Source organism: Streptomyces sp. NPDC005494, from assembly GCF_042872025.1.
Classification (GTDB): domain Bacteria; phylum Actinomycetota; class Actinomycetes; order Streptomycetales; family Streptomycetaceae; genus Streptomyces.
The window spans coordinates 804,757-828,176 of sequence record NZ_JBIAJR010000002.1; the positions used below are offsets into that span (position 1 = coordinate 804,757).

At 68.9% G+C, this 23,420-nt stretch carries 26 protein-coding genes; 12 read left to right on the forward strand and 14 right to left on the reverse strand.

The window, feature by feature from the left end; translation table 11 throughout:
* Nucleotides 1-99: 99 nt before the first annotated feature.
* A complete protein-coding gene (locus ACFYQ6_RS09410; RefSeq protein WP_361577002.1) occupies nt 100-1,305 on the reverse strand; it encodes a PP2C family protein-serine/threonine phosphatase in 1,206 nt (401 codons plus the stop codon).
* A gap of 503 nt (nt 1,306-1,808) precedes the next feature.
* Here ACFYQ6_RS09410 and ACFYQ6_RS09415 point away from each other — a divergent pair.
* The 3 genes from ACFYQ6_RS09415 (at nt 1,809) to ACFYQ6_RS09425 (ending at nt 4,103) form a co-directional block, all read left to right on the forward strand.
* Nucleotides 1,809-2,324, forward strand: coding sequence for a GNAT family N-acetyltransferase (locus ACFYQ6_RS09415; protein WP_388762011.1), 516 nt, complete (start codon nt 1,809-1,811; stop codon nt 2,322-2,324).
* 594 nt (nt 2,325-2,918) lie between these two features.
* On the forward strand, nt 2,919-3,329 hold the full coding sequence (locus ACFYQ6_RS09420; protein ID WP_361577007.1) for a Rid family hydrolase: 411 nt from the start codon (nt 2,919-2,921) through the stop codon (nt 3,327-3,329).
* A gap of 144 nt (nt 3,330-3,473) precedes the next feature.
* Nucleotides 3,474-4,103 (forward strand): DUF4253 domain-containing protein, encoded by a 630-nt coding sequence (locus tag ACFYQ6_RS09425; RefSeq protein WP_361577010.1) that lies wholly within the window; start codon nt 3,474-3,476, stop codon nt 4,101-4,103.
* 374 nt (nt 4,104-4,477) lie between these two features.
* Here ACFYQ6_RS09425 and ACFYQ6_RS09430 read toward each other — a convergent pair whose 3' ends face one another.
* Together ACFYQ6_RS09430 and ACFYQ6_RS09435 are read right to left on the reverse strand one after the other, a co-directional pair.
* Nucleotides 4,478-4,846 (reverse strand): transposase, encoded by a 369-nt coding sequence (locus ACFYQ6_RS09430; RefSeq protein ID WP_361577012.1) that lies wholly within the window; start codon nt 4,844-4,846, stop codon nt 4,478-4,480.
* Nucleotides 4,847-4,890: 44 nt separating this feature from the next.
* Nucleotides 4,891-5,475, reverse strand: a complete 585-nt coding sequence (locus ACFYQ6_RS09435) for a DinB family protein (protein ID WP_361577013.1) — start codon at nt 5,473-5,475, stop codon at nt 4,891-4,893.
* Between the two features lie 572 nt (nt 5,476-6,047).
* Between ACFYQ6_RS09435 and ACFYQ6_RS09440 the strand changes: the two genes are divergently transcribed.
* Entirely contained in the window at nt 6,048-6,389 is a 342-nt protein-coding gene (locus tag ACFYQ6_RS09440) for an STAS domain-containing protein (RefSeq protein WP_388762016.1), read from the forward strand.
* Between the two features lie 350 nt (nt 6,390-6,739).
* The gene (locus ACFYQ6_RS09445) at nt 6,740-7,186 is read left to right on the forward strand and encodes a hypothetical protein (protein ID WP_388762018.1); all 447 of its coding nucleotides are present in this window, start codon (nt 6,740-6,742) and stop codon (nt 7,184-7,186) included.
* 344 nt (nt 7,187-7,530) lie between these two features.
* Here ACFYQ6_RS09445 and ACFYQ6_RS09450 read toward each other — a convergent pair whose 3' ends face one another.
* The 5 genes from ACFYQ6_RS09450 to ACFYQ6_RS09470 all read right to left on the reverse strand — a co-directional run bounded on the left by ACFYQ6_RS09450 (nt 7,531) and on the right by ACFYQ6_RS09470 (nt 12,049).
* On the reverse strand, nt 7,531-8,016 hold the full coding sequence (locus ACFYQ6_RS09450) for a GNAT family N-acetyltransferase (protein ID WP_388762021.1): 486 nt from the start codon (nt 8,014-8,016) through the stop codon (nt 7,531-7,533).
* Nucleotides 8,010-8,495 carry a rhodanese-like domain-containing protein gene (locus ACFYQ6_RS09455; RefSeq protein WP_361577022.1) on the reverse strand — a complete coding sequence of 162 codons (486 nt, stop codon included), beginning with the start codon at nt 8,493-8,495 and terminating at the stop codon, nt 8,010-8,012. The genes ACFYQ6_RS09450 and ACFYQ6_RS09455 overlap by 7 nt, the downstream gene beginning before the upstream one ends.
* A gap of 129 nt (nt 8,496-8,624) precedes the next feature.
* Complete coding sequence (locus ACFYQ6_RS09460) at nt 8,625-9,644, reverse strand: helix-turn-helix domain-containing protein (RefSeq protein WP_361577025.1); 1,020 nt, start codon at nt 9,642-9,644, stop codon at nt 8,625-8,627.
* Between the two features lie 207 nt (nt 9,645-9,851).
* Nucleotides 9,852-10,505 carry a CatB-related O-acetyltransferase gene (locus tag ACFYQ6_RS09465; RefSeq protein WP_388762024.1) on the reverse strand — a complete coding sequence of 218 codons (654 nt, stop codon included), beginning with the start codon at nt 10,503-10,505 and terminating at the stop codon, nt 9,852-9,854.
* Nucleotides 10,506-10,558: 53 nt separating this feature from the next.
* Nucleotides 10,559-12,049, reverse strand: a complete 1,491-nt coding sequence (locus tag ACFYQ6_RS09470; RefSeq protein WP_388762026.1) for an MFS transporter — start codon at nt 12,047-12,049, stop codon at nt 10,559-10,561.
* Nucleotides 12,050-12,194: 145 nt separating this feature from the next.
* Here ACFYQ6_RS09470 and ACFYQ6_RS09475 point away from each other — a divergent pair, with 145 nt between their 5' ends.
* The 3 genes from ACFYQ6_RS09475 to ACFYQ6_RS09485 all read left to right on the forward strand — a co-directional run bounded on the left by ACFYQ6_RS09475 (nt 12,195) and on the right by ACFYQ6_RS09485 (nt 13,874).
* Nucleotides 12,195-12,758, forward strand: coding sequence for a TetR/AcrR family transcriptional regulator (locus tag ACFYQ6_RS09475; protein WP_361577034.1), 564 nt, complete (start codon nt 12,195-12,197; stop codon nt 12,756-12,758).
* Nucleotides 12,759-12,792: 34 nt separating this feature from the next.
* Nucleotides 12,793-12,978, forward strand: a complete 186-nt coding sequence (locus ACFYQ6_RS09480) for a transposase (RefSeq protein ID WP_361577037.1) — start codon at nt 12,793-12,795, stop codon at nt 12,976-12,978.
* Nucleotides 12,979-13,241: 263 nt separating this feature from the next.
* Nucleotides 13,242-13,874, forward strand: a complete 633-nt coding sequence (locus ACFYQ6_RS09485) for an SMI1/KNR4 family protein (RefSeq protein WP_388762030.1) — start codon at nt 13,242-13,244, stop codon at nt 13,872-13,874.
* Nucleotides 13,875-14,230: 356 nt separating this feature from the next.
* Here the strand turns inward: ACFYQ6_RS09485 and ACFYQ6_RS09490 are convergent, their stop codons facing one another.
* Nucleotides 14,231-15,124: an NmrA family NAD(P)-binding protein gene (locus tag ACFYQ6_RS09490; RefSeq protein WP_388762033.1), complete on the reverse strand. Its 894-nt coding sequence runs from the start codon at nt 15,122-15,124 to the stop codon at nt 14,231-14,233.
* Between the two features lie 110 nt (nt 15,125-15,234).
* On the opposite strand from ACFYQ6_RS09490, the gene ACFYQ6_RS09495 reads away from it, so the two are divergent.
* Complete coding sequence (locus ACFYQ6_RS09495; RefSeq protein ID WP_361577045.1) at nt 15,235-16,128, forward strand: LysR family transcriptional regulator; 894 nt, start codon at nt 15,235-15,237, stop codon at nt 16,126-16,128.
* A gap of 325 nt (nt 16,129-16,453) precedes the next feature.
* On the opposite strand, the gene ACFYQ6_RS09500 is transcribed toward ACFYQ6_RS09495, so the two are convergent.
* Entirely contained in the window at nt 16,454-17,305 is an 852-nt protein-coding gene (locus ACFYQ6_RS09500; RefSeq protein ID WP_388762036.1) for a class I SAM-dependent methyltransferase, read from the reverse strand.
* Between the two features lie 207 nt (nt 17,306-17,512).
* On the reverse strand, nt 17,513-17,644 hold the full coding sequence (locus ACFYQ6_RS09505; protein WP_388762038.1) for a hypothetical protein: 132 nt from the start codon (nt 17,642-17,644) through the stop codon (nt 17,513-17,515).
* A 226-nt stretch (nt 17,645-17,870) separates the two neighbouring features.
* On the opposite strand from ACFYQ6_RS09505, the gene ACFYQ6_RS09510 reads away from it, so the two are divergent.
* The gene (locus ACFYQ6_RS09510; protein WP_361577051.1) at nt 17,871-18,374 is read left to right on the forward strand and encodes an N-acetyltransferase; all 504 of its coding nucleotides are present in this window, start codon (nt 17,871-17,873) and stop codon (nt 18,372-18,374) included.
* A gap of 473 nt (nt 18,375-18,847) precedes the next feature.
* On the opposite strand, the gene ACFYQ6_RS09515 is transcribed toward ACFYQ6_RS09510, so the two are convergent.
* The 3 genes from ACFYQ6_RS09515 to ACFYQ6_RS09525 form a co-directional block, all read right to left on the reverse strand.
* Complete coding sequence (locus ACFYQ6_RS09515) at nt 18,848-19,759, reverse strand: CehA/McbA family metallohydrolase (protein ID WP_361577054.1); 912 nt, start codon at nt 19,757-19,759, stop codon at nt 18,848-18,850.
* 597 nt (nt 19,760-20,356) lie between these two features.
* Entirely contained in the window at nt 20,357-20,830 is a 474-nt protein-coding gene (locus ACFYQ6_RS09520; RefSeq protein ID WP_388762042.1) for a universal stress protein, read from the reverse strand.
* Nucleotides 20,831-20,875: 45 nt separating this feature from the next.
* Nucleotides 20,876-21,913, reverse strand: coding sequence for an alcohol dehydrogenase catalytic domain-containing protein (locus ACFYQ6_RS09525; protein ID WP_388762045.1), 1,038 nt, complete (start codon nt 21,911-21,913; stop codon nt 20,876-20,878).
* 342 nt (nt 21,914-22,255) lie between these two features.
* Between ACFYQ6_RS09525 and ACFYQ6_RS09530 the strand changes: the two genes are divergently transcribed.
* Nucleotides 22,256-22,762 (forward strand): flavodoxin domain-containing protein, encoded by a 507-nt coding sequence (locus ACFYQ6_RS09530; protein WP_388762047.1) that lies wholly within the window; start codon nt 22,256-22,258, stop codon nt 22,760-22,762.
* A gap of 4 nt (nt 22,763-22,766) precedes the next feature.
* Complete coding sequence (locus ACFYQ6_RS09535) at nt 22,767-23,351, forward strand: hypothetical protein (RefSeq protein WP_361577066.1); 585 nt, start codon at nt 22,767-22,769, stop codon at nt 23,349-23,351.
* The last annotated feature ends 69 nt before the right edge of the window (nt 23,352-23,420 follow it).

The following is a 23,420-nucleotide window of genomic DNA, read 5'->3' on the forward strand; positions in this document are numbered from 1 at the left end:
GGCACGGCTCACGCTGTTGCAGCTGTTGCAGCCGGACGACGCGCCGCCGGACGGCAGCCCTCAGGGTCTCGCAGGCTACGCCGGCACACGTGCGACGGTTCATTGGCGCGACGGGGACGGGCGGGGTCTGGTGAGAGGGCCGTGCCAATCGAGGCACAGGACAGTGGCATCGTCCCTGGGCGGCCGTCCGTCGTACGCGTCCGCGACTGCACCCACGAGTGTGCGCACGACTTCGCGCGGATGCTCGTCGGCGGTGCCGCGCATGAGGTCGGGCAGGGCGACGGTCGCCGCTTCGCGCTCCTGCATGCCGTCGGTATGGAGGAGAAGCCGGTCCCCGGGACGCAGGTCGAGGTCCTGCACCAGGTACGGGCCCTGCGGTGGAACGCCGAACGGCATGTTCGCCAGGAGACGCACCTCGCTGACCACGCCGTCGCGCAGCCGCAGTGGCCGAGGGTGACCGGCATTGACGAGCTGGGCACCGGTCCCGTCCAAGGCGATGCGCAGCAACTGGCCGGTGGCGAAGGTGCGCCGACCGTGGTCGAGAAGGGCCTGGTGGACCTGCCGCGCCTGTTCTGCGAGGTCCACCCCGGAGCGTCGGGCGCCACGGGAGGCGTTCACCAGGAGGGTGGCCATCAGCGAAGCATCGACGTCGTGGCCCATGGCATCGGTGACGGAGAGGTGCAGGGTGTCGTCGTCCAGGCTGTAGTCGTAGGTGTCGCCGGCGATGTCGGAGGCCGGGACCAGCGCGCCGGCGAGGGTGAACGCAGGAGCTTCACAGGAGGAGGCGGAGGGCAGCAGCTGGCGCTGGATCTCGGCGGCGAGGCTGACGGACGTGGTGCGATTGCCCCAGTGGTACAGGTCGGTGAAACGGCGGTCTGTGACGATGATGTACGCCAGCGCGTGTGCCGCCTCCTCGACCTGGTCCAGAACGTCCTGGGTGACGCCGGAGTCGGCCAGGAACAGCTCCAGGACACCGATGGCGTCGCCGCGATTGCTGACCGGGGCGAGTACCCGCCGCCCCTGGTCCCCCTCCGGTGTCTGCACCAGCTTCTGGGCGCGCAGGACCTCGTCGTAGACACCGCTGTCGCCCAGAGGGACGCCCTCGGCGCGGTCCTCCTGCCCCTCGCCGGCCGTGTCGCTCACCCGTAGCAGACGTCTGCCCACCACGTCGACGAACAGGAACGACACGTAACGGGCACCGAACCGGGTGCGGAGATTACGCGCTACGACGTCCAGGGAGTCCGCCGGAGCGGCGTCCTCCGCCGCCACCAGCACCTCGGCCAGTCCGATGCGTTCACTTTCCATGACGACCTCCCAAAGTGTTGCGGCTTCTTCTGCCCACATCGCGCGATTACGTGCTTTCACCACGTCGATTGCCGGAGGCCGTGTGTGCCCGCTGGGGGGTCTGCCGTGGGGTGGTCCACCGAAAAAGTCGCACAGAGACCGGCAGCCGTGTCGTGGCCCGCATAGGATCGGCGTTGGACAGATGCACCAGGGGACCGTCGGTCGTCACCGCCGAGATGCCGTGGCGCCGGGCGCCCCACTGCCTACGCCGACGGGCGGGCGATGATCTGAGCACCGCGGTGGAAACGACCTGCCGGATCAGCGGCGACCCTTACGAGTACGCGGCTCCGTGCTTCCAGGAGCGGCACCCAGCAGCACGAGGCCGAGCTCTGCAGTGGGACGGGGCAGCATGTGACCGTACTGAAAAGCCGCTCAGCGGTGGTGCCGTCGATCTGCGGTTCCGCGTCCGGCCCTTGAGCGCAAAGTTGTTTGCGGCGCTGCGGCTCGGAGCTCAGACTGTGCAGGTGCTGATTCGACGCGAAACGCCTGCTGATGTCCCCGCCGTGAGCATCGTCACCGCCGCGGCCTTCGCCAAGCCGGAGACCCCGGTTCCTGTGGAGGTAGCCCTCCTCGACGAGTTGCGCCCGTGCGGTGCCTGGCTGCCGGAACTGTCGCTCGTGGCAGTCAGCGACGAGGGTGAGGTGGTGGGGCACGTGGTCTGTACGCGAGGCCATGTCGGCACTGCCCCCGCCGTGGGCCTCGGCCCGCTCAGCGTGCACCCCGACCACCAGAAGCGCGGGGTCGGCCTCGCCCTCGTCCACACCGTGCTCGGCGCGGCTGATGCCCTGGGCGAGCCCCTCGTCGCCCTCCTCGGCAGCGCCGCGTACTACAGCCGCTACGGGTTCCGCACCAGCACGGACTACGGCATCACCGCACCGGACCCCTCGTGGGGCGAGTACTTCCAGGTCCGAACCCTGAGCGCCTACGACCCTGCGCTGCGGGGCGTCTTCACGTACGCGGAGCCGTTCGACCGGGTCTGACATCGGGGCGCAGGCCAGCTTTCGAACGGATGCCGATCACGCTGGTCGCCGGGGGCGGACAGGCTCTGCGCGTCGGGGCGGGCGGGCTTGCTCCCTATGGCGTCCCCATCATTACGTTGCAGGCCGACAGCACCGACCGGGCCGAGTGGCACGCGGCCCTGGGTTAGGCCGTCGGCAAGCACGGCGTACCGGAGGTCGCCGTGTACAACACAGCGTTCGTCCGCGCGGACAAGCTGGGCCAGCTGACGGCGCACGATCATCCCGCAAGATCACGCGAGCCGCCCGTTCCGTCGAACGAGCAAGGCACCACCGCCGCTCACGACCGGCTATGGACACCACGAGGGACCGCCACGGCGGGCCTTCACCGCCACGGCGGCCCGTGACCGCCACTCGAGCCGACGGCCGGATGCGCCTGCTCAACCTCGTTCCGCACCGAACGCGCCGGGCCGCTCACCAGCTTGTCCAAGCCGCCTGATCTCTGCCTGCCCAGAAACGACCGCGTCGGCGTGAGGCGCCGACAAAAGTGGAGGCGGGAGCAGCCGGGGTGCTGGCAGGATGTGCGCGCTCAGCACCCGACGGAAAGGCCCCACTACCGTGGCCCGTGCCATTACTCTGATCCGATCCACCTCCCTGTCCGACGTCGCCGAGTACGCGTACGCGGCCACAGCCCCTGCTGAGTCACGCCTGATCTTCCTGGCCGGGGCATGTCCACTGAACGATGACGGCTCCACGGCAGCGATCGGGGACTACGCGGGCCAGGCAGCGAAGGCCGTCGAGAACATGCAGGCTGCGCTTACTGCATCAGGAGCGTCGCTCCAGGACGTCATCAGTACAAGGGTTCTCGTCGCATCGGCCCGGCGGGAGGACCTGGTGGCCGCCTGGCAGGTGGTCCGGGACGCGTTCGGCGACCACGACGTCCCCAGCACCTTGATGGGGGTCACCGTGCTCGGTTACAGCGACCAACTCGTCGAGATCGAGGCCGTCGCCGCCGTGCTCGATTCTTAGACATCGTTCCTGAGGGCTGTCAGAGGTGCCGCGTAGATTCCGGTTGTGCCCGAGCCTTTGAGTGAAGTTCCCGGACAGCTGCTGGACGACTTGCCACCTGGCGAGCTGACAGGACCGTGTCGTCATCCGCATCCGTGGGTGTGGATGAGCGACGGCCCGGTCACAGACGCGGCCGGCTGGTGGAAGCGGTTGTACGCGCGTCGTCGTGAGACCGGCCTTTACCCGCTGTTGCTCGAGTACCCCGACGACTCGTTCGAGCCTGTGGGCGGTGGCTTCGGGGCTGACGAAGATGCCGGCTCGTACTTCCAAGGCGAGTGGGCGGATGACTCGTGGCCGCCTTTCAAGGAGTGGCCGGGTCTCGCGCCGCCTGCCGCAGTGGTGACGGACCCTGACGTGTGCGCGGGGGAAGTGGCGACTGCTGTCGCGCGCGACGGCCGAGCCCGGTGTCTCGCACTCGTCCAGGTCGCACGGGGCGCTGATACGCCCGCTGCCCTCAGTTGGTCCGGCATGACCAACCACATGACTGCGCGGGAACTGTCTGCAGTGCTGCGCTCCTGGGAAGACCGGTTCGGTGCCCGTGTTGTGGGGTTTGGGCACGGAAGCCTGTATCTCTCGGTAGCCGCGCAGCCGACGGACCCCCGCCAGGCCCGTGTCCTTGCCGCAGAGCACTACCTCTCCTGCCCTGACGTCTTCTACGAGGACCCCGACCTGGACTGGTCCACGTACCACGAAGAGCTCATGCATCGTCGTGAGTGGCGGTTTTGGTGGGATTGAGAGGGTTCTTGGCGAGGCGGCGGTAGCCGGAGAGCCAAGCGATCGACAGCTCGATCCTCCAGCGGTGCCGACCGAGGCGTTCACCGGGCTCGATGCCTGGCTGCGCGATGCGCGCGACGAGCCCACGCTCGCGCAGCCACATGAGGTGTTCGGCGGATAAGTGCGCCTTGTCCGCGCGGCGTTTGACGGGCCGGTGCCGCCGTGGCCCCCGGCGGGACCGGACCTGCGGGGAGGTCGAGGATGAGCGGCTTGAGGGCGAGACTGTCGTGCATGTTCGCACCTGACATGGAGATGGCGAGAGGGATGCCCTGAGCGTCGGGCACAGCATGTGCGCTTGCTGCCCTCCTTGCCGCGATCGATCGGGTTCGGCCCCGTCAGCGATCCCTTCTTTTGACGCGTACGGAGGCCGCGTCGACGATCGCCGAGGTCCAGTCCGCTTTGTGCCGCACCCCGAGGTCGTCCAGCACCGCCCGATGCAGCTGACGCCACGGGCCGAGCTCGGTCCATACCGTGAAGCGGCGGCGCGCGGTGGCGGAGGACGTGCCGAACGTCGGCGGCGGATGCCGCCAGGCACGGCCGCTGGTCAGCACGTACACCACTGCGGCGCACACGGCCCGTTGGGAGCGCGGCACGGTCCCGCCACCTTGCGGTCGAGCCGGGAACGACGGCAGGTACCGGGCGGCCAGCCTCCGGAGCTCATCAGGAACCAGACGCTTCGGCAGATCAGCACTCACGGCCGGCATCACGTCCCTCGAACATCAAGCATCAAGTCACGGGGGACAGCCTTCTACGCCTCGATCGAAGCGGCCGATCTGGCGACCTGCTCGATCTTCGCGCAGTAGGCGGTGCGGGCGTCCTCATCGATCTGCATCTCGTGTTCGGGGCGCATCCCGGTTCGGCCGTCCACGCCTTCACGCAGGATGTCGGCGTGCCCGGCATGCCGGTTGGTCTCGCCGAGGACGTGGACCAGGACGGCGAACAGGTTCGTGTTCAGATAAGGCTCCGGCCACCACGGCACGTGGCCCGGGGCATCGAGGGCAAGCTCGTCGATCGTCGCGTCTGAGTGTTCCCACGTGCGCCGGTAGAACGCGATGATCTGATCGCGCGTCTCGTCCTCAGCCGCCCACAGATCGCTGCCGTCGTGGTCCTGCCAGCGGGGCAGCCGTTCTGGGGACGGCCGGTCGAAGATCTCGCCCAAGTATCTGGCCTCGACGTTGGCCATGTGTTTGACCAGGCCGAGGAGGTTGGTCCCGGTCACTGTCAAAGGTCGCCGGGCGTCGTATTCGGACAGGCCGTCGAGCTTCCAGAGCAGCGCCTTGCGGTCCCGCCGCAGTCGCCCGTGCAGGGTGCCCTTCGCGAATTCATCGATCATGCGGCATGAGCCTGCCATGGGCTACTCGTGCCCTCAAGATCCCGTAGGTGGACCGCACCGACCGGCAGTGCTGAAGGCCGGCCATGACCACGCCCCGGGATACAGAGGGAGATCGCGGAACTTGCCACGTGAAACAGCCTCTTGAGACCTCTGCAGAGGACACCCCAATCGCTTGATGGCCAGCCATCCTTCAGGACGGCCGGGCCATCAAGGCAGGTAGCGGCAGAGGCCAGCCGGCCTTGGAGGGCTCCTCAGCTCGTGCGCCGGTGCCGGCGAGGCGTAGGAGTCGGTGTGGGTGCCGGTTTCTATGGTGGTGTCGTATCCCAGGGTGCGCCCGGGTGTTCGGTGATGCACGAGGGCCCGTGGCGGCATCTCGGGCCGTCCGGCGACCGCCGGGGTGGTGGCCTGAAGGGGCAGGAGTGTGTCACGGTGAGGGGACGCGAGACCGTTCGGCACCCGCGGGTGCCGGACTTTGGGTTCCGGGCGTTGCCCCCCTCACGGGCTCCCGGCCCTCCAAGGTCAACCCCTCACAAGGGGTCTTGTCCTCGGGCTCACGACCCCCGGAAGGGGGCATGTCCACCATGCACGTCACCGCGATGATCGACGCCACGACCGCCCGGATCATCCCGCACGGCGAAATCGACCACGACACCCTGCCTAAACTCCGCGCCGTACTCGCAGCGCTGCCGCAGGACGTGACCGAGGTGATCTGGGATCTCCAGGACACGCCCTTCATCGACACCGCAGGTCTGCATCTGCTCATCGACCCACAACCAGTCAACCGCCCACGACGGACCACAGTGACGGCGATGCCTTCGCAACCGCTGGAACTGCTACGCACGGCGGCGGAGGTCTTCCCGACCTTTGGCTTCGCCGCATTGCTTCCCGAGGCGCGGACGCAAGACGCCGCCTGACTCCGCGGGCCTCGAACACCGCCGGGCTCGGCATGCTCCGGAGTCGGCGGCGTGCCCGTCGGGTGACCAGGCGCGAAGCGAAATGGCGGGCACCCTGAGCCTGCCGAGGCGCGCGACACGGGTACCAGTCCGCTCTGGAAACCATGACCAGGCGGTTTGCCCGTACGTCGGCCCGTCGGCTCCCCGCGCCGAGCCGCCGACGACCCGACCGACCAGCTCGCGCGAGCTGGCTGAACGGAACGAACAGGGACCTGATCTGTACGGACAGGGACACGGTCCTCGGAGGGTGGCGGCGGGTGATCGCCGTTTCCGGCTTGTGGCGCGGTGCCGTTCGTGGGGACCATTCCCGCATGCTCGAGTTTCTCCCCGAGGTCGGACTCCGGCTCCCTGGCCGCGCCGGTACCCTCCGCCTCGGCATGGACGAGCGCACCGCCCGGTGGGCCGTCGCCACCGTCGCGGATGTTCGGGACGGCTGGGTCTGTGGCGCCCGCTGGGCCTTCAGCGCGCAGTACCGCGGCCTGACGCTCGAGGCGTACGGCGACGCCACGGACCGCCGTGGCCGGCACCAGGACGCCCGGGGCCTGGCCTGCATCGGCCTCACTCGCGCCCCCTACACGCTCGCTGGGCCGTCTGCCTGCCCAGTCGTCCTCCTCGGCATCGACCTCTTCGGCTACCCGACCGCTGAGGTTTCGGATGCCCTCGGCGACAGCCTGCCCTCGACGCTCCGGCTCAGCGGCGACGGTAACTACCTCACCGCCGTGTCGATCCACGCGGAGCCCGTACCTGCCGAGAGCTGACCGTGACGGCGAGCAGCACCGAGCACATCGACTCCCAGAGCCCGGCGCACGCCTTCGGCAGCAACGTCCGCCAGCCGTCTGTTGGGACCGCTGACAAATGTTGTCCAAGCCGGTGACGGTGCCGAATCCCTGCGCGGCAGCGTCGAACAGTTGATCGGCACTGTCCTCATCCGCCGTGTCCAACCGGGAAGTTGAGCGTTCGCGTTCGGTGGCACGGACGGCGGCGCGACCTTCCCGGCGGCCGAGCCGTCCGCCCGGTGCCCCACGACGACGGCGTGTCCCCTCAGCCGCAGGTCACCCACCGATCGCGGCTCCGATGCCCCTGCTGTCGCCCGTGACGACAGTTACGGGCTGCTGCATGAAGAGCTCTCTGGGGTGCCGACGGGAAGCGAGAACCTGACCTTGGGTTGGGTTTGCGCTCCCGCGCGGCGGTAGAAGCTGATGGCGCCGGTGTTCCAGTCGGGCGTCTGCCACTGGACCTGTGCCGCGCCGCGGGCTGCTGCCGCGTTGCGCACGGCGCTCAGCAGAGCGTTCCCCCATCCCTCCCCTCGGTACGGTTCGGTGACGAACAGACAGTCGAGGTGGACGTAGTCAGTTGCCTGCCAGGTGGAGAACTCCCGTGAGCAGGTTGCGTAACCGATCAGCTCGTCCCCGTGGTCCACCACGAGGCACCAGGCTCTCGGATGTGCCGAGAACAGAACGGGCTTCAGCCGGGTCGCGAGATCAGCGGGCACGGCTCCGGCGCGCTCGAAAGCGGAGTGTGCTGCGCACAGGTCGGCCTCGGTGGCCGGACGGATGACCCCGTCCGGCCGCGCGGTGTTCTTCAGCATGCGCAGACGATGCCCGAGCGCGGGGCGGTCAGATCGTCGACGGGACGCTGCTCCGAGCCGTCGGCGGAGTCGTAGGCGAAGCCCTCGCGTACCCAGTACTCGAAGCCTCCGAGCATTTCCTTCACCTGGTAGCCGAGGCGGGCGAAGGCCAACGCCGCGCGGGTCGCGCCGTTGCAGCCGGGGCCCCAGCAGTAGGTGACCACCGTCTGGGACGGGTCGATCAACCGCGGTGCCAGGTCGGCGATCCGTGCGGTGGGAAGGTGGAGGGCGCCGGGGATGTGGCCCTGGTCCCAGGCGGCATCGCTGCGGGTGTCGACCACCACGATCCCGGGGACGCCGGATGCCAGGTCGGCGTGGACGTCGGAGACATCCGCCTCGAAGGCGAGCCGGGCGGCGAAGTGGGCGGCGCTCTCGGCCGGGGCGGCGGCGGGCACGCTCAGCACGGCGCTGGTGATTTCTGCGGAAGCGGTGGCGGACATGGGAGGCCTCTTGATTCTTGGGGGTCGGACGGAGAACCGATGGGCCGTGCCGGGTCTCCCCGGCCGGCGATGGCTCCATCCTCTGATCCCTGGGGCCCGCCCCACGAGTGGCGTGAACGCCTAGGGTCATCAGGATTCCGCCAGGCGTACAGGCCGTACGGACTCACCGTCCCGCGTGGTCGGGACGCGGGTGAACGTCTTGCGGTAGGCCGTCGGCGTCGTGCGCATCTGACGGGTGAAGTGGTGCCGGTACGTCCCGGTGCTGTCGAAGCCGACCGCGGCGGCGACCTCGTCCACGGTGCCCTCCCCGGACTCGAGCAGCGGCAGACTTGCGGCTACTCGCTGAGCGATGACCCAGCGCATCGGGCTCACACCGTTACGGCGGGTGAAGTGCCTCAAGTACGAGCGCTCGGACATGCGCGCGGCGCGGGCCAGGGCGGGCACGGACAACGGCGTGTTCAGATGGCGAAGCGCCCAGTCCATGCTCTGTGTGACCCCGTCGTCCTCGGGGCCGATCTCTCCCACCGCCGCCTCGATGAACTGGGCCTGCCCGCCCTCGCGGTGCGGCGGAACGACGAAACGGCGCGCCACCGTGTTGGCCACGGCTGCACCGTGATCGGCCCGGACCAGGTAGAGGCAGAGGTCGATGCCGGCCGCACTGCCCGCGCTGGTAAGGACATCGCCGTTGTCGACGTACAGCACGTCGGGGTCGACCTCGATCCCGGGATGCCGTTCGGCAAGCGCGCGGGCGTAGCGCCAGTGAGTGGCGGCGCGCCGGCCCTCCAGCAGGCCGGTCGCGGCCAGTGCGAACGCCCCCGAGCAGATCGATACCAGGCGCGCCCCCCGGGCGTGGGCCCGCTGCAGCGCTTCCACCAGGGCAGGCGAGACCTCCGCCCCCGCCTTGGCCACCCCCGGCACGATCACCGTGTCCGCCGCGGTCAGGGCGTCGAGCCCGTGCTCGGCGCGCAGCGTGAAACCGCCGACCGCTTTCAGATCCCTGCCGGGTTCCTCGGCACACACCCGCAGCTCGTACCAGGGAAGCTCTCCCAGCTCGGGCCGGGACAGGCCGAAGACCTCCACCACCACGCCCAGCTCGAAGGGCGCCATTCCATCGAAGGCCAGTACAGCCACCACGTGCGCTTGAGCCATGGCTGGATCTTATCAACCGCCAAGATCCAGCCATGAGGGAGGCGGGCGGGGAGAGGGGGGCGATCGCGCTCCACCGTTGCGGGCTCCAGCGGCGAGAGGCTGCTGGCTGACGGCGGGGATGCCGGCATCGCGACATGGGCGCGGCGAGGGGACATGGGAGATCACTCGGTTCTGGCGCGGGGCGGGTGCGGGTACGAGGAGGCGGGGTCAGAGCTGGTCGATCCGCGCGGCGGCCTCCTCCAGGTCGGCGACGGTCCCCGACATGATCGTCCGTACGTTGCTGGTGATGTGCTGCAACGGCCAGTCCCACCACGCCACGGCGAGGAGCCGGGCAGTGTCCGCGGAGTCGTAACGAGTGCGGATGAGCCGTGCGGGGTTGCCACCGACGATGCCGTAGTCGGGGACGTCGCCGGTGACCACGGCCCCCGCGGCGATGATCGCGCCGTGACCGATGCGTACCCCGGGCATGACTGTGGCGCCGTGGCCGAACCACACGTCGTTGCCGACGGCCGTGTCGCCCCGGCCGGGCAGCTCGGTGATCAGGTCGAAGTGCGCCGCCCAGGAGCCCCCCATGGTGGGGAACGGGAAGGTGGAGGGGCCGTCCATGCGGTGGTTGGCACCGTTCATGATGAAGCGGGTGCCCGTCCCCAGCGCGCAGTACTTGCCTATGACGAGCCGCTCGGGACCGTAGTGATACAGGACGTTGCGCGTCTCGAACGCCGTCGGATCGTCCGGATCGTCGTAGTAGGAGAAGTCGCCGACCTCGATCAGCGGTGATTTCACCAACGGTTTGAGCAGAACCACGCGCTCGTGCTCGGGCATCGGGTGGAGCACGGTGGGGTCAGCGGGAACGGGCGGCATGGTGGAGGCGGTTCCTTCCTGAGGGGAGTGTGACCCGGACGCGGCATCACGGGTCATCGGGTGATCTTGGACCGGTTCGGGCTGTTCGCTGATGCCTCGTCCGAGGTGGTGACCGCTTGTGCACCGTCGGAACGCTGCGGTGCCGCGGAGCCGTCCGCGCTCCTGGACCTCGCCAGCCACAGGCCCGTGAATACGGCGGCGGCCGAAGTGACGATGCCGGCAGTGAGGAAGGCGCTGTTGAGGCCGGTCTCGAAGGTGGCTCCGCCGGATTGCCTGCCGCGGACGACGGCTCCGAGTACCGCCACGCCGAGCACCGCGCCGATCTGCCGGGTGGTGCTGCTGATGCCCGATGCGAGTCCGCCCTCCTGCGGGCTGACTGCTTGGATGGCGGCTCCCGTCAACGGGGACAGGGTCAGGGCGAAGCCGATGCCGACGAGTCCCAGCCGCCACCACACGTTCCCGTAGCCGGTGTCGGCGTGCACCATGCCGAGTACCAACAGCCCCAGGCCGGCCAGGGCCAGGCCGGTGGTGACCACGATGCGGAAGCCGTACCGGGCGGCGAGCCGGCCCGCGTACGGACTGACGATCACCATGGCGAAGGAGGCGGGGAGGGTCTGCAGACCCGCGCGCAGGATCGAGCTGCCCTGGACGTCGACGAAGAACTGGGAGAAGAAGAACGACGAACCCATGAGCGCGAACCCCACCACGATCATGGCGGTGTTGGACACGGTGAACAGCCGCTGCCGGAACAGCCGCAGTGGCAGCATCGGTGCGGAGCAACGCGCTTCGACGGCCGCGAAGGCGGCGAGCAGGATCACCGCTGCGGCGAAGCTTCCCAGGATCACCGGCGACGTCCAGCCACGGGCACCACCCTCGATCAGCCCATAGGTCAGCGCCCCAACTCCCAGAACGGACAGGACCGTCCCCGGGATGTCGATTGCGGGGGAGTTCGGATTGCGGGCCTCTTCAAGGCTTCGCAGACCGGCCACCAGCAGGACCACGCCGATGGGCAGATTGACCAGGAAGATGGCGGGCCAGCCGAAGGCCTCCGTCAGCACGCCGCCGGCCACGGGGCCTGCGGCCAGACCGATTCCGCTGAATCCGGCCCACAGCCCGATCGCCTTGATTCGTTCTTGCGGCACGGGATGGGCGGCGGCGAGCAGGGCCAGCGAGGCAGGACTCATCGCCGCAGCCCCGATGCCCTGCAGCACCCGGCCGGCGAGCAGCCAGCCGACCGTGGGCGCGAGGCTGCACAGCACCGAAGCGGCCGTGAACACCGCCACGCCGATCAGGTAGACCCGCTTGCGGCCGAACCGGTCGGCGAAGATACCGCCGGACAGCAGGAGCATGGCGACCAGCAGTACGTACGCGTTGACGATCCATTGCAGACCGGTCAACTGAGTGTTCAGCCGGTGCTGCATATCGGGCAACGCCGCTCCGACAATCGTGTTGTCGAGCAGGACCATGAACTGGCCCAGGCAGGTCACCGTGAGCAGTACGGCCCGGTTCGACCGACTGCTTACGGCCGCATGCGATACAGCCATGGGGACTCCTCTCCGTCGTGAGTCGCGCCTCGCCACGGCCGACAGGGTCAGCCCGCGAGGCGTTAACGCAGTCATCGACTGCGTTAGGCGACCATAGGGGAGGCGGCTCCACAAACGCAAGCGCTGACTGCGTTAAGGTGATGACATGAACGAGCGAGAGCGAGCCCGGCGTCCCGGCGGACGCAGCGCCCGCGTCGGCGCGGAGGTGCACCGGGCGGTCACCGACCTGATCGGCGAGCGCGGATACGGCAACTTCACCATCGGCGAGGTCGCGGCACGCGCGGGCGTGGCCGACAGCAGCATCTACCGCCGGTGGGGAAACCTGGAGACCCTGCTGACCGACGTGGCGCTCACCCGCCTCAACTCGCAGTCGCCGATGCCCGACACCGGGAGCCTGGCCGGCGACTTGCGTACGTACGCGGCCAACGTCGCCCGAGAGATCACCGGACCTGACGGTCCGGCGGTGCTTCACCTGGCCGTCGCGCTGTCGAGCAACGGTCAGCAGGGCCTGCGGGCCGGTGACGACCTCCGTGCCGAACGCATGCGGCAACTGCAGTCCATGCTCGACCGCGCCGGCGAACGTGGCGAGCACGCACCCGACGCCTTCGACGTGCTGGACCACGTCCTGGCTCCGATGTACATCCGCGTCCTGTTCGGTATGGAGCTCACTCCGGAGTACGTCGAAGGACTCGTCGATCGATTGCTGTGACCTCCAGCCGGTTCCCGCTCATGAGCGGTGGGCGGTGCCGGCGCCGTTGTCGCCGTGGGGCGCGAGGAGGGTGCCGTCCGTCCGGATTCGGCGGCAGCTGATCCACGGCACACGGTTCCGCCTCCGGACCGGTGTTCCGTGGCGGGACATTCCCATCGAGTACGGGCCCCGGAGCCGGGTCTATGAACTGTTGCGCCGATGGCAGCGGAACGGCACCTGACGACGCATCGGCGACCAACGACCATCAGGGCGACCTCGAGGTCGAGAAAGCGGCGACGGGCCCGGACACCGCGCGAGTGGGGGCGAGGAGGTTCGTGGCCGCCCGCCGGTCCAAGTGCTCATGCGGGGGACGGCGGTCAGGGCGGCTTCACGTCCTCGGGTGCCGTTCACGCAGCGCATCCGCAGACGACGCCGGCCGGCCTCGGTCCATCGGAACACAGGCCCTCGATCCGTCTTGTCAGACGTGTGGGGCAAGATGACACCATGGTGCAGCTGATCTTGCCCCCCATGGAGTCCTGGCACCGGATCGACGCCTGGCTGGCGACGCACGCTGCCTCGGAGTTCGCGCTCCTCAATCCCCCGGCGACACCGGACGAGATTCGGCAGGCGGAACAGATTCTCGGCGCCCAGTTGCCCAGTGATCTGGCTGAGTCTCTGCGATGTCATAACGGCATGAGTGCCTGGACGAGCTTCCTGCCGGAGCAGTCTCCGCTCTCGGTGAGCGGCATCGTGAAGCATTGGCAGACCTGCATGGATGTCGCGGCGGAGAACGACGGTCTGACCCCTCGGCCCTGGGAAGACGAACCTTGGTGGCACCCGCTCTGGATCCCCTGGGCTGAAGGCGCCGATGGCGGTGCCCACGTGCTCGACCTGCGTCCCGGCCCGGACACAGGTCGCCTCGGCTGGGCAGGCCACAGTGGCGGGGGTGACTTCACCGATTCCTGGCCCGATCTGGCGAGCCTTCTCCACGCGGTGGCGCAGGCGCTTCACGAAGGCGCGGACGTCCGCGGACTGCGTCCCCATCTCACCCTGCAGGGTTCTCTCTGGTGGGAGGAAGACGGCTGCGACGAGCTGAACGGCGACCCGCTGAGGCCCGCCCCGATCGGGCTGCCCTAGCTTGGCCTTCAACCTGCTGGAGGTCCGGCGTCCCAGCGGAATCAGGCAAGGCTCTGGTCGAGGTGGAGAAGAGATTCGGTAACAGGACCTGTCGGCGGCATCCGGGTCGGGGTGCCTCTGATGGAGCCCTGACTGGCTGAAGGCAGGCTCGGGGGAGAAGTGTCCACGCTGCCATGGCATGCCTGCTTCATCGACCCTGATCGACGAGAGTGCCGCCAATCAGGAGCTGCCCCTCGCTGTCCGGACCGGCCATTGCGCCCTTTCTCGATCTTTGTTCTCGGAGTCCGCAGGCTCCAGCGCCGCCCCCTCGTCATCGGTGAGACCATCCCCTGCTGAGCATGACGCGGGCGCCGTGGTCAGGCTTGGGCGGCGGGCTTGAGGACTTCCTTGCACCACTGGCGGAAACCGGTGGCGGTGACGGACGCGGTGCCGCGGGGCTCGGCCTCGTAGATGCCGTTGTTCTGTGCTGCGACCATGCTTGCGAAGTCCTGCACTGCCGTCCGGCTCATGCCGCGCTGCGCCATCGCGGCCTGGAAGTCCGCGAGCGGGACCTGGTGGTAGTGGACCGTGTGGCCCAACACCTCGGAGATGACCTCGGCCATGGTGTCAGGGGTCAGGTCGTCAGGGCTGACCAGGGGGATGCGGGCCTGGCCGTGCCAGGTGGTGTCCATCAGGAGCGTGGCCGCACTGGCGGCGACATCGCGGGTGGCGACGATCGGCAGCGGCCGGCCGGCGGCATTGGCCATGGAGAAGGCGCCCTGTTCCTTCATGACAGGGGCCTGGCGCAGCAGGTTCTCCATGAAGAACGGCAGGGCCAGGGCCCGGTAGGGGGCACCGGAGTTCTCGAACACTTCGTCCGTGGCCAGCGCGGCGGACAGGAGTCCGGCCTCGCCCGGGTAACCGTGGCCGAGAGAGGTGACGCCGACGACCCGCACGTCGTGGCGCGCGGCCTCCCGGCCGGCGGCCTGAGCGAATTGGAGGTAGTAGCGCCTGGCGGTCTCGGCGTTGTCGGGCCCGGCCGGCGGCACGAGCCAGAACAGGCTGTGGGCGCCCTCCAGCGCCTTGGTGATGGTGCCGGCGTCGCTGTGGGAGCCCTCGATCACCTCGACGTGCGCCTGCACGCGCTCGGGCAGCCGAGAGGAGTCGCGGGCGATCACGCGCACCGCCTCACCGCTGTTCAGGAGACGATCCAGCACCTGCCCGCCGATGTCACCGGTCGGTGTCGTCACGACGATCACGAATACCTCCACAAGAGATCATTGCTGACACATCCCCATACGGGGTGTCGCTGGTTTCGAGTCAACCTGACGTGATCACAGGCGTGAAGGACCGGATCGGTCGCCATTGATACCCTGGCGATATGAGTGATCTGGAAGTGCGGCAACTGCGGTACTTCGTCGCAGTCGCGGAAGCACTGCACTTCGGACGCGCCGCCGAGCGGCTGGGCATGGCGCAGCCCCCGCTCTCCCGTGCGATCCGGGGCCTTGAACGTCAACTCGGCGTCGCGTTGTTCGAGCGCACCACCCGGAAGGTCAAGCTCACCCCCGCAGGAGATGTCCTGCTGCGCGACGCCCGCACGGCCCTGGAGGCGGTCACCGCCGCCGCCCACCGGGCCCGGCAGGCGGGAAGTGCGACGCAACGGTTGCGGATCGCGCTCAAAGCCGACGTCGACGGCGGTCTGCTGCCGCAGATCCTGGCCACCTACGGCGCCGACAGCGCGGCCCTGCCGCCGGAGCTCGTGCTCGGAGGATTCGGCGAGCAGCCGCAGGTCCTGCGCGACGGCCTGGCCGACGTGGCTCTCGTCCTGTGCCCCTTCGACGGCCGTGGCCTGGACAGCGAGCCGCTGCTGACCGAACCGGTCCTGCTCGCTCTTTCCGCCACCGACCCGCTCGCGGCCCGGACCGAACTGTCTCTGGCCGATCTGGCCGACCGAGTGCTTCTGGGCGGCACTCCGGCCGACCACGGCAGGCCCACCGAGCCCCGCGCCGGGATGGCGCAGCCTGCGTCGAACCTGTCGGAGATCTTCAGTCTGGTCGAAACCGGCAGCATCGTGTTCGTCACCCCGTCCTCGGTCGCCCGGCGCTACCCCAGATCCCAGATCGCCTACCGGCCGGTCAGCGACCTGCCCGACGCCACGTTCGCCGTCGCCTGGCCCCAGGACGCACGCTCACCGGCGGTGGCCGCCTTCGTGCGCGCCGCCTGCACGGCCGCGGCTACGGCCGGCGCATGCGGCGGCACTCCGCCTCACCCCTGACAGCTCCATGTTTCGCTAGGCATCACGAGCGTGGTGACACTGGCCGAAGGGATCGCAGCCCCCCGTGGGTGCGGGTGCGAACCGCCTCGGACGCTCAATGCCGATACGTGGGGGAGTGGGTGGCCACGAACTGCGCCGACAGCGGGTTCCCCCCCGTGCACCCTGTAACTGCGTGGTGAACAGTGCTACCCACCGGTCGTTTCGCGTGTGTCCACGCCGCCCCGTTACAGGGAACGGCGAACCCCCTGGCCCCACTTCCGGTCGGTGAAACCGTGGTGGTCGAACCGCCTGGACGACATCACGGATGAGCACGGCACTCCGCACTTCACCCGCACTCCGCCGGCCTTGTCACTGACCTGGGCGGGCCGGTGGAGGATCCGTGACCGGCGCCGGCCTTGACCGCCTTCGTGGCGAAGTAGCCGGAGAGCCAGCCGGCCGTGGCCTCCGAGTGGTGCGGCGCCTCGGCGAAGCCGGTGATGGCGAAGCCCGCCGCGATCTGCCCGCCGAGCTGCTCGGTGAGCGTGTGGCTGTACTCCACCGGCGCGTCGAGGCCCCACATCCGTTCCCGCTCGGCGGGCTCCAGGTGGGTGAGGTCGCTGTAGGGCAGGCGGTGGCGCACCATCAACTCGCCGCGCGCCTCCATGGACTCGGCATCGAAGAGGTAGACATCCGGGTTGAGGAAGCCGGACAGCAGGGTCCCACCGGGACGCAGCACGCGGTGGCACTCGCGCCAGACCGGTGCCGGCTCCGGGATGAACAGGTTGGAGACCGGGTGGACGACAAGGTCGAACGAGGCGTCCGGGAACGGGCTCAGGTCGCGCGCGTCGCCGAGGACGGTGCGCAGGTCGAGCCCTTCCCGCGCCGCGACCATCTCGTCCTGCGCCAGCTGGCGGGGCGAGTTGTCGAAGACGGTCACCCGCGCGCCCGCCGCGGCCAGCACCGGACCCTGCTGCCCGCCGCCGGAGGCGAGGCAGAGCACGTCGCGACCGGCGATCTCCGGCGGGAACCAGGCCGGGTCGACCGGCTCGTACCCGATCAGGACGATGGACCACTGGCCGGCCCGCGCCTTCTTGATCACCTCGGGGCCGACCGGGCGTGACCACTCGTTGCCCTTCTCCACCTCGCGGTCCCAGGCAAGGCGGTTGTGCGCGACGGGGTCGACGGGAGTCTGGCTCATGCTCCTCACCCTATTTGTTGCACGGCACCAGTCACGCCGATGGCTCTCGGTCGATGAACGCGCTGGGACCCCCGCACCCCGACGCCCCTCCCACCGGACGCACCCGCACCGCCCCACGCACTGTTCGGGAAGCACAGGAACGAGACCGTGCAATCCTGAAGACAGCGAAGCTCCGTGGGGGGAGGTCCCTGGTCGGCCGACTCCAGCTCACGCGGCCGGCAAAGGCGCCTCGCCCGTCGTGCAGACCAACTGGCGCACCCGGTCCGGGGCTTCGTCGCCGAGGGGCCCCAGGGCGAGTTCGAGGGGGAAGAGCGGGTTGCCGAGGGAAGGATCCCACACCGCCCGAGTCGGCCCTCGGAGCCGGGGCACGTCCCGGCGTCGCGCACCACGGCCGGACACGCCTCCCGGTCGAGCCGCCCCAGCTCCTCCTGGGTGACCGGCCCTTGGCGGTTCAGCTGGGTAAGGGCAAGGCGCCTGGCATCGCCGCCTGCGCGTCGGGGACGGTCCAGGTATGCGGGGAAATCCCAGAGGAGCGGGCGGCCGCGCGCTGCTACGGTCGGACGCCATGAGCTGGCTTCCCGATGACTTCGTCCACCCCGTCCTGGTACTGCTGCCGGGCGGTGGTCATCACCTGCGGCCGATCCGGGAGGCGGACACCCCGCTCGACTATCCGGCTGTGATGGGTTCGCGTGAGCGCCTGTGGACCATCTTCGGTCCGGCCTGGGGCTGGCCCGCGGCCACCATGACCTACGAGGCCGACCAGGCCGACCTGCTGCGGCACGAGAAGGAGAGTGCCGCACACCAGTCCTTCAATTACGCGCTGTTCGACGCGGCGGAGACAGCTCTGCTCGGCTGTGTCTACATCGACCCGCCGGAGAGAGCCGGTGCGGACGGCGAGATCTCCTGGTGGGTGGTGGACGAGCTGGTGGGCAGCAAGGTCGAGCAGGCCCTCGACGCGCTGGTGCCGCAGTGGATCGCCGCCGACTGGCCGTTCGAGCAGCCGCGCTTCCTCGGGCGCGAGATCTCCTGGTCGGACTGGCTCGCCCTGCCGGAGCATCCTGACGCGTAAGTGGTTGTTGCAGGTACCGTTCTCGAAGCTGCACTCCGAGCGGGACCGACCCGCCTCCAGGTGGATCCATCAGCGAGGAACGCCGCGATCATGAGGGGGTATGCGTGCAGAACTCGGCATGCTTCTGTCGGGCGTCAAGACCCCGCTGAGGGAGGTCTTGGCGGGAGCCCACGCAGGCACGATGCCTGAGACGCAGTTGCCGGCCCGCACGCTGCGGGAGTCTGGCGCCGATGCTGTTGCCGCTCGGCCGTAGAGGACCTGACCTGGCTGTTCAACCGATTCTCCGGAGTTTGGTACCGAACTTGTGGCGTGGTGGGCGGTTGTATGCCTCACCGGGGTCAGGGACGCGTCCGACGTCGTGGCGGGTGGCGGGCCGTGCCGCCGGCACCAGGCCCGGCCCGCGACCGTCGCTGCAAACACGGTGCGGTGACCCCTTCGCGGGACCGGTCGGCCGAACCCGCGTGTTTGAGCAACTACGCGACGGTTGCTTCGAGGTGGATGGGGTTGGTCCACGCGCGGCCGCCGGCGGCGTCCTCGATCGTGATGCGGCAGTGCCTGCCGCTGAACATCTGTACCGGCAGCGTGCACTCCGTGAGGTCCGTCCCCTGCTGCACCTGTCCCCCTGGGGCGCCGCCGGTGACCATGACCTTGGTCGCCGGAGAGCAGTGCACCGTGAGCTGGTGGCCCGTCAGCTGGACGTCGTGCAGCTCGGGCCCGGTGCTGGAGTAGTAGTGACCCGCCTTGAGGGCCGTCAGGAGCGCCTGCGGGGTCAGGGTCTCGCTGCGCACCTGGACCCAGGCGGCGCAGCCCGGCGGGTCCTGGGGCTGCAAATGGGCGTCGTCTGCGGCGAAGGCGTGGAGTCGGTGTCCGCGGTTCAGCAGGACATCGGTGATGTGCCAGCTGTCACCGCGGTCCTCCCGGTCTGCGAGCGCGTTGTAGACCTCGACGGCGTGTGCGGCGTCCAGGCTCTCGGCGTCTGCAGTGGAGAGCAGGGATGCTGCGGGGTGGGCCATGCCGACATACGCACCCGCAGCGCGTGCCCGGCGTGCCAGCTGTGGGCCGCTCTCCCCGGGTGTGGGCGGGGTGAAGTCCAGGGGCAGGCCGACGGCGACGATGTGCCACGACGGCCCGGCCTCGGTGCGCGGGGCGTGGAGCTCTGCTCCGAGCAGGGTGGTGAAGTCAGGCTTGCGCAGCGACCGAGTGTCGGTCAACGGGAAGCCGTACTCGCTGCGGAAGTGGTCGGTGAGGGCCAGGAAGTCGTATCCGGCCTGCCGGTAGTGCGCCACCGTCTCGGCGGGGGACAGGGCTCCGTCGGACCGGTCGGAGTGGGTGTGCAGATTGCCTCGCCAGAAGCGTCCGGTCTGGTCGAACGGTGAAACGCTCACGAGCTTCTCCCCTGCGGGTGGTCAATCGGAACTGGCGCCGGGTGCGGGCCATTGCGATGAAAGCTCATCGAACCGACGTCGTGCCACCAGATACTCTCCGCTGACGATCAATCTCGGGGAGGGGCCGCAGCCATGGGCAGGGGTATGGGGCGAAGATTCTTTGCCGTGAGTGTGGCGGTGAACGTCTGCGTGGCGCTGCTGGGCGGATGCGGGCACCGGAACGGGGCGGTCACCCGAGAGGGTCCGGACGAGCTGTCCGCGCTCGACGGGCCGGCGGACATGTTGTCCTTCCGGTACGTGGCCGATGTGCCCGCCGCCGGACCTGTGGTGGGTACGACCGAAGTGAGGACGGGAGGGGCCACGGTGGCTCCAAGGGATGTGGTCGGCCTGGATGGGCCGCGAGCTGGGGGCACGGAGCGGTGCGGTCGCGCGTACGCGAGCCCGCACCGCCTCCGCTGGGCACACGGGCCGGTGGACCGGGGCGTTCCGGTGGTACACAGCCACCTGCTGGGCCATGACGGGTCTGCTTCGAACAGACCGCTGCTGATTCTCTCGGCCGCCCTGGCGCGCCCTGGATTCCGGAGTGCGGTTCAGGCATCAAGGACGCATGTGTCGCGGGACAACTATGATCACTCTCCGTGCGCTTTTCACCAGTTCTTTGAGTACGGATCCTTTGAGGGAGCGGTGAAAAATACCGGCCAGGCCAGGGGTGGAGGCCTCTGCGACAATTGCTGAAGCAGCATGCCGTTCAGCGGCCTGGTTGATGCGCAGCACCGGATTTCCTGTTTCGACGCTGTAGGTCCAGGCGCATGAGAATTTCTGAAGAAAGTCGGAGAGTTCCTGGTACGCACGATCAGCCGCGCGCTCGACGAATTTCCTCTCCTGTGGGGATTCCGCCAGATCCGGGTCGATCGGATAATCGTTCAGATCGATGACGTGCACCACGTGCAGCGTTGCTCCAAGTCGTCCGGCCAGCTCTGCTGCGAAAGTCAGGGCGGCGCCACTGCGGAGCGCATCCTCGTAGGCGAGGACCAGATCCTCGCAGGGAAAACTCTGCATCGAGGAGAACATGATAAGAGTCGCTCCGGAGCGTCACGGGCGTGCCCAAGGTTTCTATCACTGACGGCCCGGGTGCAGGATCGTGCGCAGCGCGTTCGTCGAGGTCGCACGGGATGCGATGTCGTAGGCAGCTCGTATGTCTTCGATTTCACGTCTCTGTGTGATGATCCGTGAGATTGCTTCCACGTGTTCGGGCGTCAGCACGTCCAGGAGCCAGGAGATGGAGGAGGTGTCCACCTGGCCGGTGCTGATGGTGATGTTCTTTCGGCTCAGTTGTTCGAGGTGCAGGCTGACCGGGGTCTCGTGAAGGCCGATGTTCGCGATACGCCCGCCGGAACGTACGACCTGTGTGCACAGGACGAAGCTGTCGGAGCTTCCTGCGGCCTCGATGACGACATCGGCTCCGGGGCCTTCCGACAGGTCCGCGATCAAGCGTCCCGGAAGTTCGGCGTCATCGGCGCCCATGCTCCTCGCAGCGGTCAGGCGCTGAGGGGAGAGATCCACCGAGATCACCCGGGCGGGGGAGTAGATTCCCGCGATGATCATCGCGGCCAGGCCGATCGGCCCCGCCCCCACCACGACCACGACGGTTCCGGGGCGGACCTTTCCGTTGCGCACACCGAGTTCGAACGCGGCAGGCGTGACTTCGGAGAACAGCACAGCTGTGTCCCGATCCATGCCGTAGGGAAGCTTGTGGACCGAGTGGTCAGCGAAGGGGACTCGGACGAAATCAGCTTGGGTTCCGCCCACCTCGCGTCCCAGGAGACAGCCCCCTCCTTGCGTGCACTGGCCGAAGACACCCTGCCAGCAGGCCATGCAGTGACCGCAGGAGGAAATGGAAGAGACGATGACGTCGTCTCCCGGCACGATGTCGTGCACCTCGGCACCGACGTCCAGCACTTCGCCGACGGCTTCATGGCCCAGGACGGTCCCCGGCCGCACGTCGGAGACCTCGCCCTGCAGAGCATGGAGGTCACCGACGCAGACCGTGGTCGCGTCCACCCGGACCACGGCATCGGTCGGCTGCTCGATCCCCGGGTCGCTCATGGACTCCCACGAGCCCTGGCCTGGGCCGTGATAGACGAATGCGTGCATCGTTCTCGCTCCTTGGGCCCGAACTCCGGCTCCCGCCCGCACGTGCGTAGGCAGCGGGGGCGCTCCCGCCATCTCATACCGATGCCCTTGGATCAGTGTCGGTCCGATGTGCTGTCGCGGCCGAGAGACCGACGGGGCAAAGCGGGGGGACCTTCGGCCCCATCTCTCGAGATTTCGGCGGCCGCCGTACGTTCGCCCGTACGGGAGGGCCGATCGGTCCGCCCGCGGGGTTCGTACGGCCCCTTTTCCGTGCGCCCGCTGTTGCGGAAGGTGGGTAGTGGCAGGTGGCGAGGCAGCTGCGTCCACTCCGCCATCGTGTTCCACGAAAGGTGATGAAGTGCGGTGCCCCACCGTGTTCTGGTCGCGTACGCGACGAAGTACGGTTCAACCGCTGAGCTCGCCCAGTTCATCGTCGGGATTCTCCGGGACGAGGGGCTGGAGGCAGACTGCCTGCCTGCCTCGAAGGTGACCGCGGTGGACGAGTACGACGCGGTGCTGATCGGTAGCGCTTTGTACATGGGCCGGTGGCGCCGTGAAGCAGCACGCATGGCGCGACGGCACCGTAAGGCCTTGCGACGGCGGGCTGTGTGGGCTTTCAGCAGCGGGCCTCTGGATCGCTCGGCTTCCGACAGGAACATCCCGCCTGTTCCGAGCGCGCGCAGGGCCATGGACAGAGTTCGTGCCCGCGACCACATCACGTTCGGGGGCCGACTCGAGACGGGCGCTCGCGGCCGCGTCGCACGCATGGTCCTGGAGGAGGGCCGCGGCGGCGAATTCCGCGACTTCGACGCCGTGGAGTCGTGGGCGCGGGGTGTCGCCGCTGAAATCATGGCACTTGAAGGCTCGTGATCCGATGCGTGCAGGGAGCTGGGGCCGTGGCAGGGGCGACAATCCGCTGAAACGCGGCGTCGACGTTCTCGAGACCCGGCTGCGTTTCCTCCTCTGTGCCGTCGTGTTCGCGTGCGCGTCGGTCCTCGGGGTGATGAACGGGATGGCGGCACTGCACCATGAACAGTCCGTGGTCGAGCAGCAGCGTGCGACACGCCATGCTGTGAGAGCCGAGATTCTGCGGGATGCCGCCAAGTCCTCGCCGTGGACGGACGAGTCGGGGCGTTCGGAACGCGTCCCGGTGCCGATTCGGTGGACCGCGAGCGACGGCTCTCATGTCACGGCGCAGGCACAGGCGCCTCCGGGCACCGAACGAGGGCAGCACATGACCGTCTGGCTGGATCGGTCCGGCCGGATCACCTCGGCGCCGTCCGACGGCCACGACGTGTGGGCGACGGCCGTGACGGCAGGGTTGAGCAGTGCGGCCGTCGCCGTCGGGAGCGGCGCCCTGGCAGCCCTCGTCCTGCGGATCGCCTGCGACCGCCGGCGATCGGCGGGCTGGGAGGCGGAGTGGAGCAGAGTGGAACCCGAATGGAGTCGCCGTACCTGAGCAACCCGACGCCGACCGAGCGCTCACCTGGCTCAGGCCGGACGTCGGCGCCCTGGGACTGTCCGAAAA

Coding starts and splice junctions, on each gene's coding strand:
- ACFYQ6_RS09410 (WP_361577002.1), bottom strand. CDS start 1,305: ATGGAAAGTGAACGCATCGGACTGGCCGAGGTGCTGGTGGCGGCGGAG.
- ACFYQ6_RS09425 (WP_361577010.1), top strand. CDS start 3,474: ATGAGCGACGGCCCGGTCACAGACGCGGCCGGCTGGTGGAAGCGGTTG.
- ACFYQ6_RS09430 (WP_361577012.1), bottom strand. CDS start 4,846: ATGCCGGCCGTGAGTGCTGATCTGCCGAAGCGTCTGGTTCCTGATGAG.
- ACFYQ6_RS09435 (WP_361577013.1), bottom strand. CDS start 5,475: ATGATCGATGAATTCGCGAAGGGCACCCTGCACGGGCGACTGCGGCGG.
- ACFYQ6_RS09440 (WP_388762016.1), top strand. CDS start 6,048: ATGTCCACCATGCACGTCACCGCGATGATCGACGCCACGACCGCCCGG.
- ACFYQ6_RS09445 (WP_388762018.1), top strand. CDS start 6,740: ATGCTCGAGTTTCTCCCCGAGGTCGGACTCCGGCTCCCTGGCCGCGCC.
- ACFYQ6_RS09450 (WP_388762021.1), bottom strand. CDS start 8,016: ATGCTGAAGAACACCGCGCGGCCGGACGGGGTCATCCGTCCGGCCACC.
- ACFYQ6_RS09455 (WP_361577022.1), bottom strand. CDS start 8,495: ATGTCCGCCACCGCTTCCGCAGAAATCACCAGCGCCGTGCTGAGCGTG.
- ACFYQ6_RS09460 (WP_361577025.1), bottom strand. CDS start 9,644: ATGGCTCAAGCGCACGTGGTGGCTGTACTGGCCTTCGATGGAATGGCG.
- ACFYQ6_RS09465 (WP_388762024.1), bottom strand. CDS start 10,505: ATGCCGCCCGTTCCCGCTGACCCCACCGTGCTCCACCCGATGCCCGAG.
- ACFYQ6_RS09470 (WP_388762026.1), bottom strand. CDS start 12,049: ATGGCTGTATCGCATGCGGCCGTAAGCAGTCGGTCGAACCGGGCCGTA.
- ACFYQ6_RS09475 (WP_361577034.1), top strand. CDS start 12,195: ATGAACGAGCGAGAGCGAGCCCGGCGTCCCGGCGGACGCAGCGCCCGC.
- ACFYQ6_RS09485 (WP_388762030.1), top strand. CDS start 13,242: ATGGTGCAGCTGATCTTGCCCCCCATGGAGTCCTGGCACCGGATCGAC.
- ACFYQ6_RS09495 (WP_361577045.1), top strand. CDS start 15,235: ATGAGTGATCTGGAAGTGCGGCAACTGCGGTACTTCGTCGCAGTCGCG.
- ACFYQ6_RS09500 (WP_388762036.1), bottom strand. CDS start 17,305: ATGAGCCAGACTCCCGTCGACCCCGTCGCGCACAACCGCCTTGCCTGG.
- ACFYQ6_RS09510 (WP_361577051.1), top strand. CDS start 17,871: ATGAGCTGGCTTCCCGATGACTTCGTCCACCCCGTCCTGGTACTGCTG.
- ACFYQ6_RS09520 (WP_388762042.1), bottom strand. CDS start 20,830: ATGTTCTCCTCGATGCAGAGTTTTCCCTGCGAGGATCTGGTCCTCGCC.
- ACFYQ6_RS09525 (WP_388762045.1), bottom strand. CDS start 21,913: ATGCACGCATTCGTCTATCACGGCCCAGGCCAGGGCTCGTGGGAGTCC.
- ACFYQ6_RS09535 (WP_361577066.1), top strand. CDS start 22,767: ATGCGTGCAGGGAGCTGGGGCCGTGGCAGGGGCGACAATCCGCTGAAA.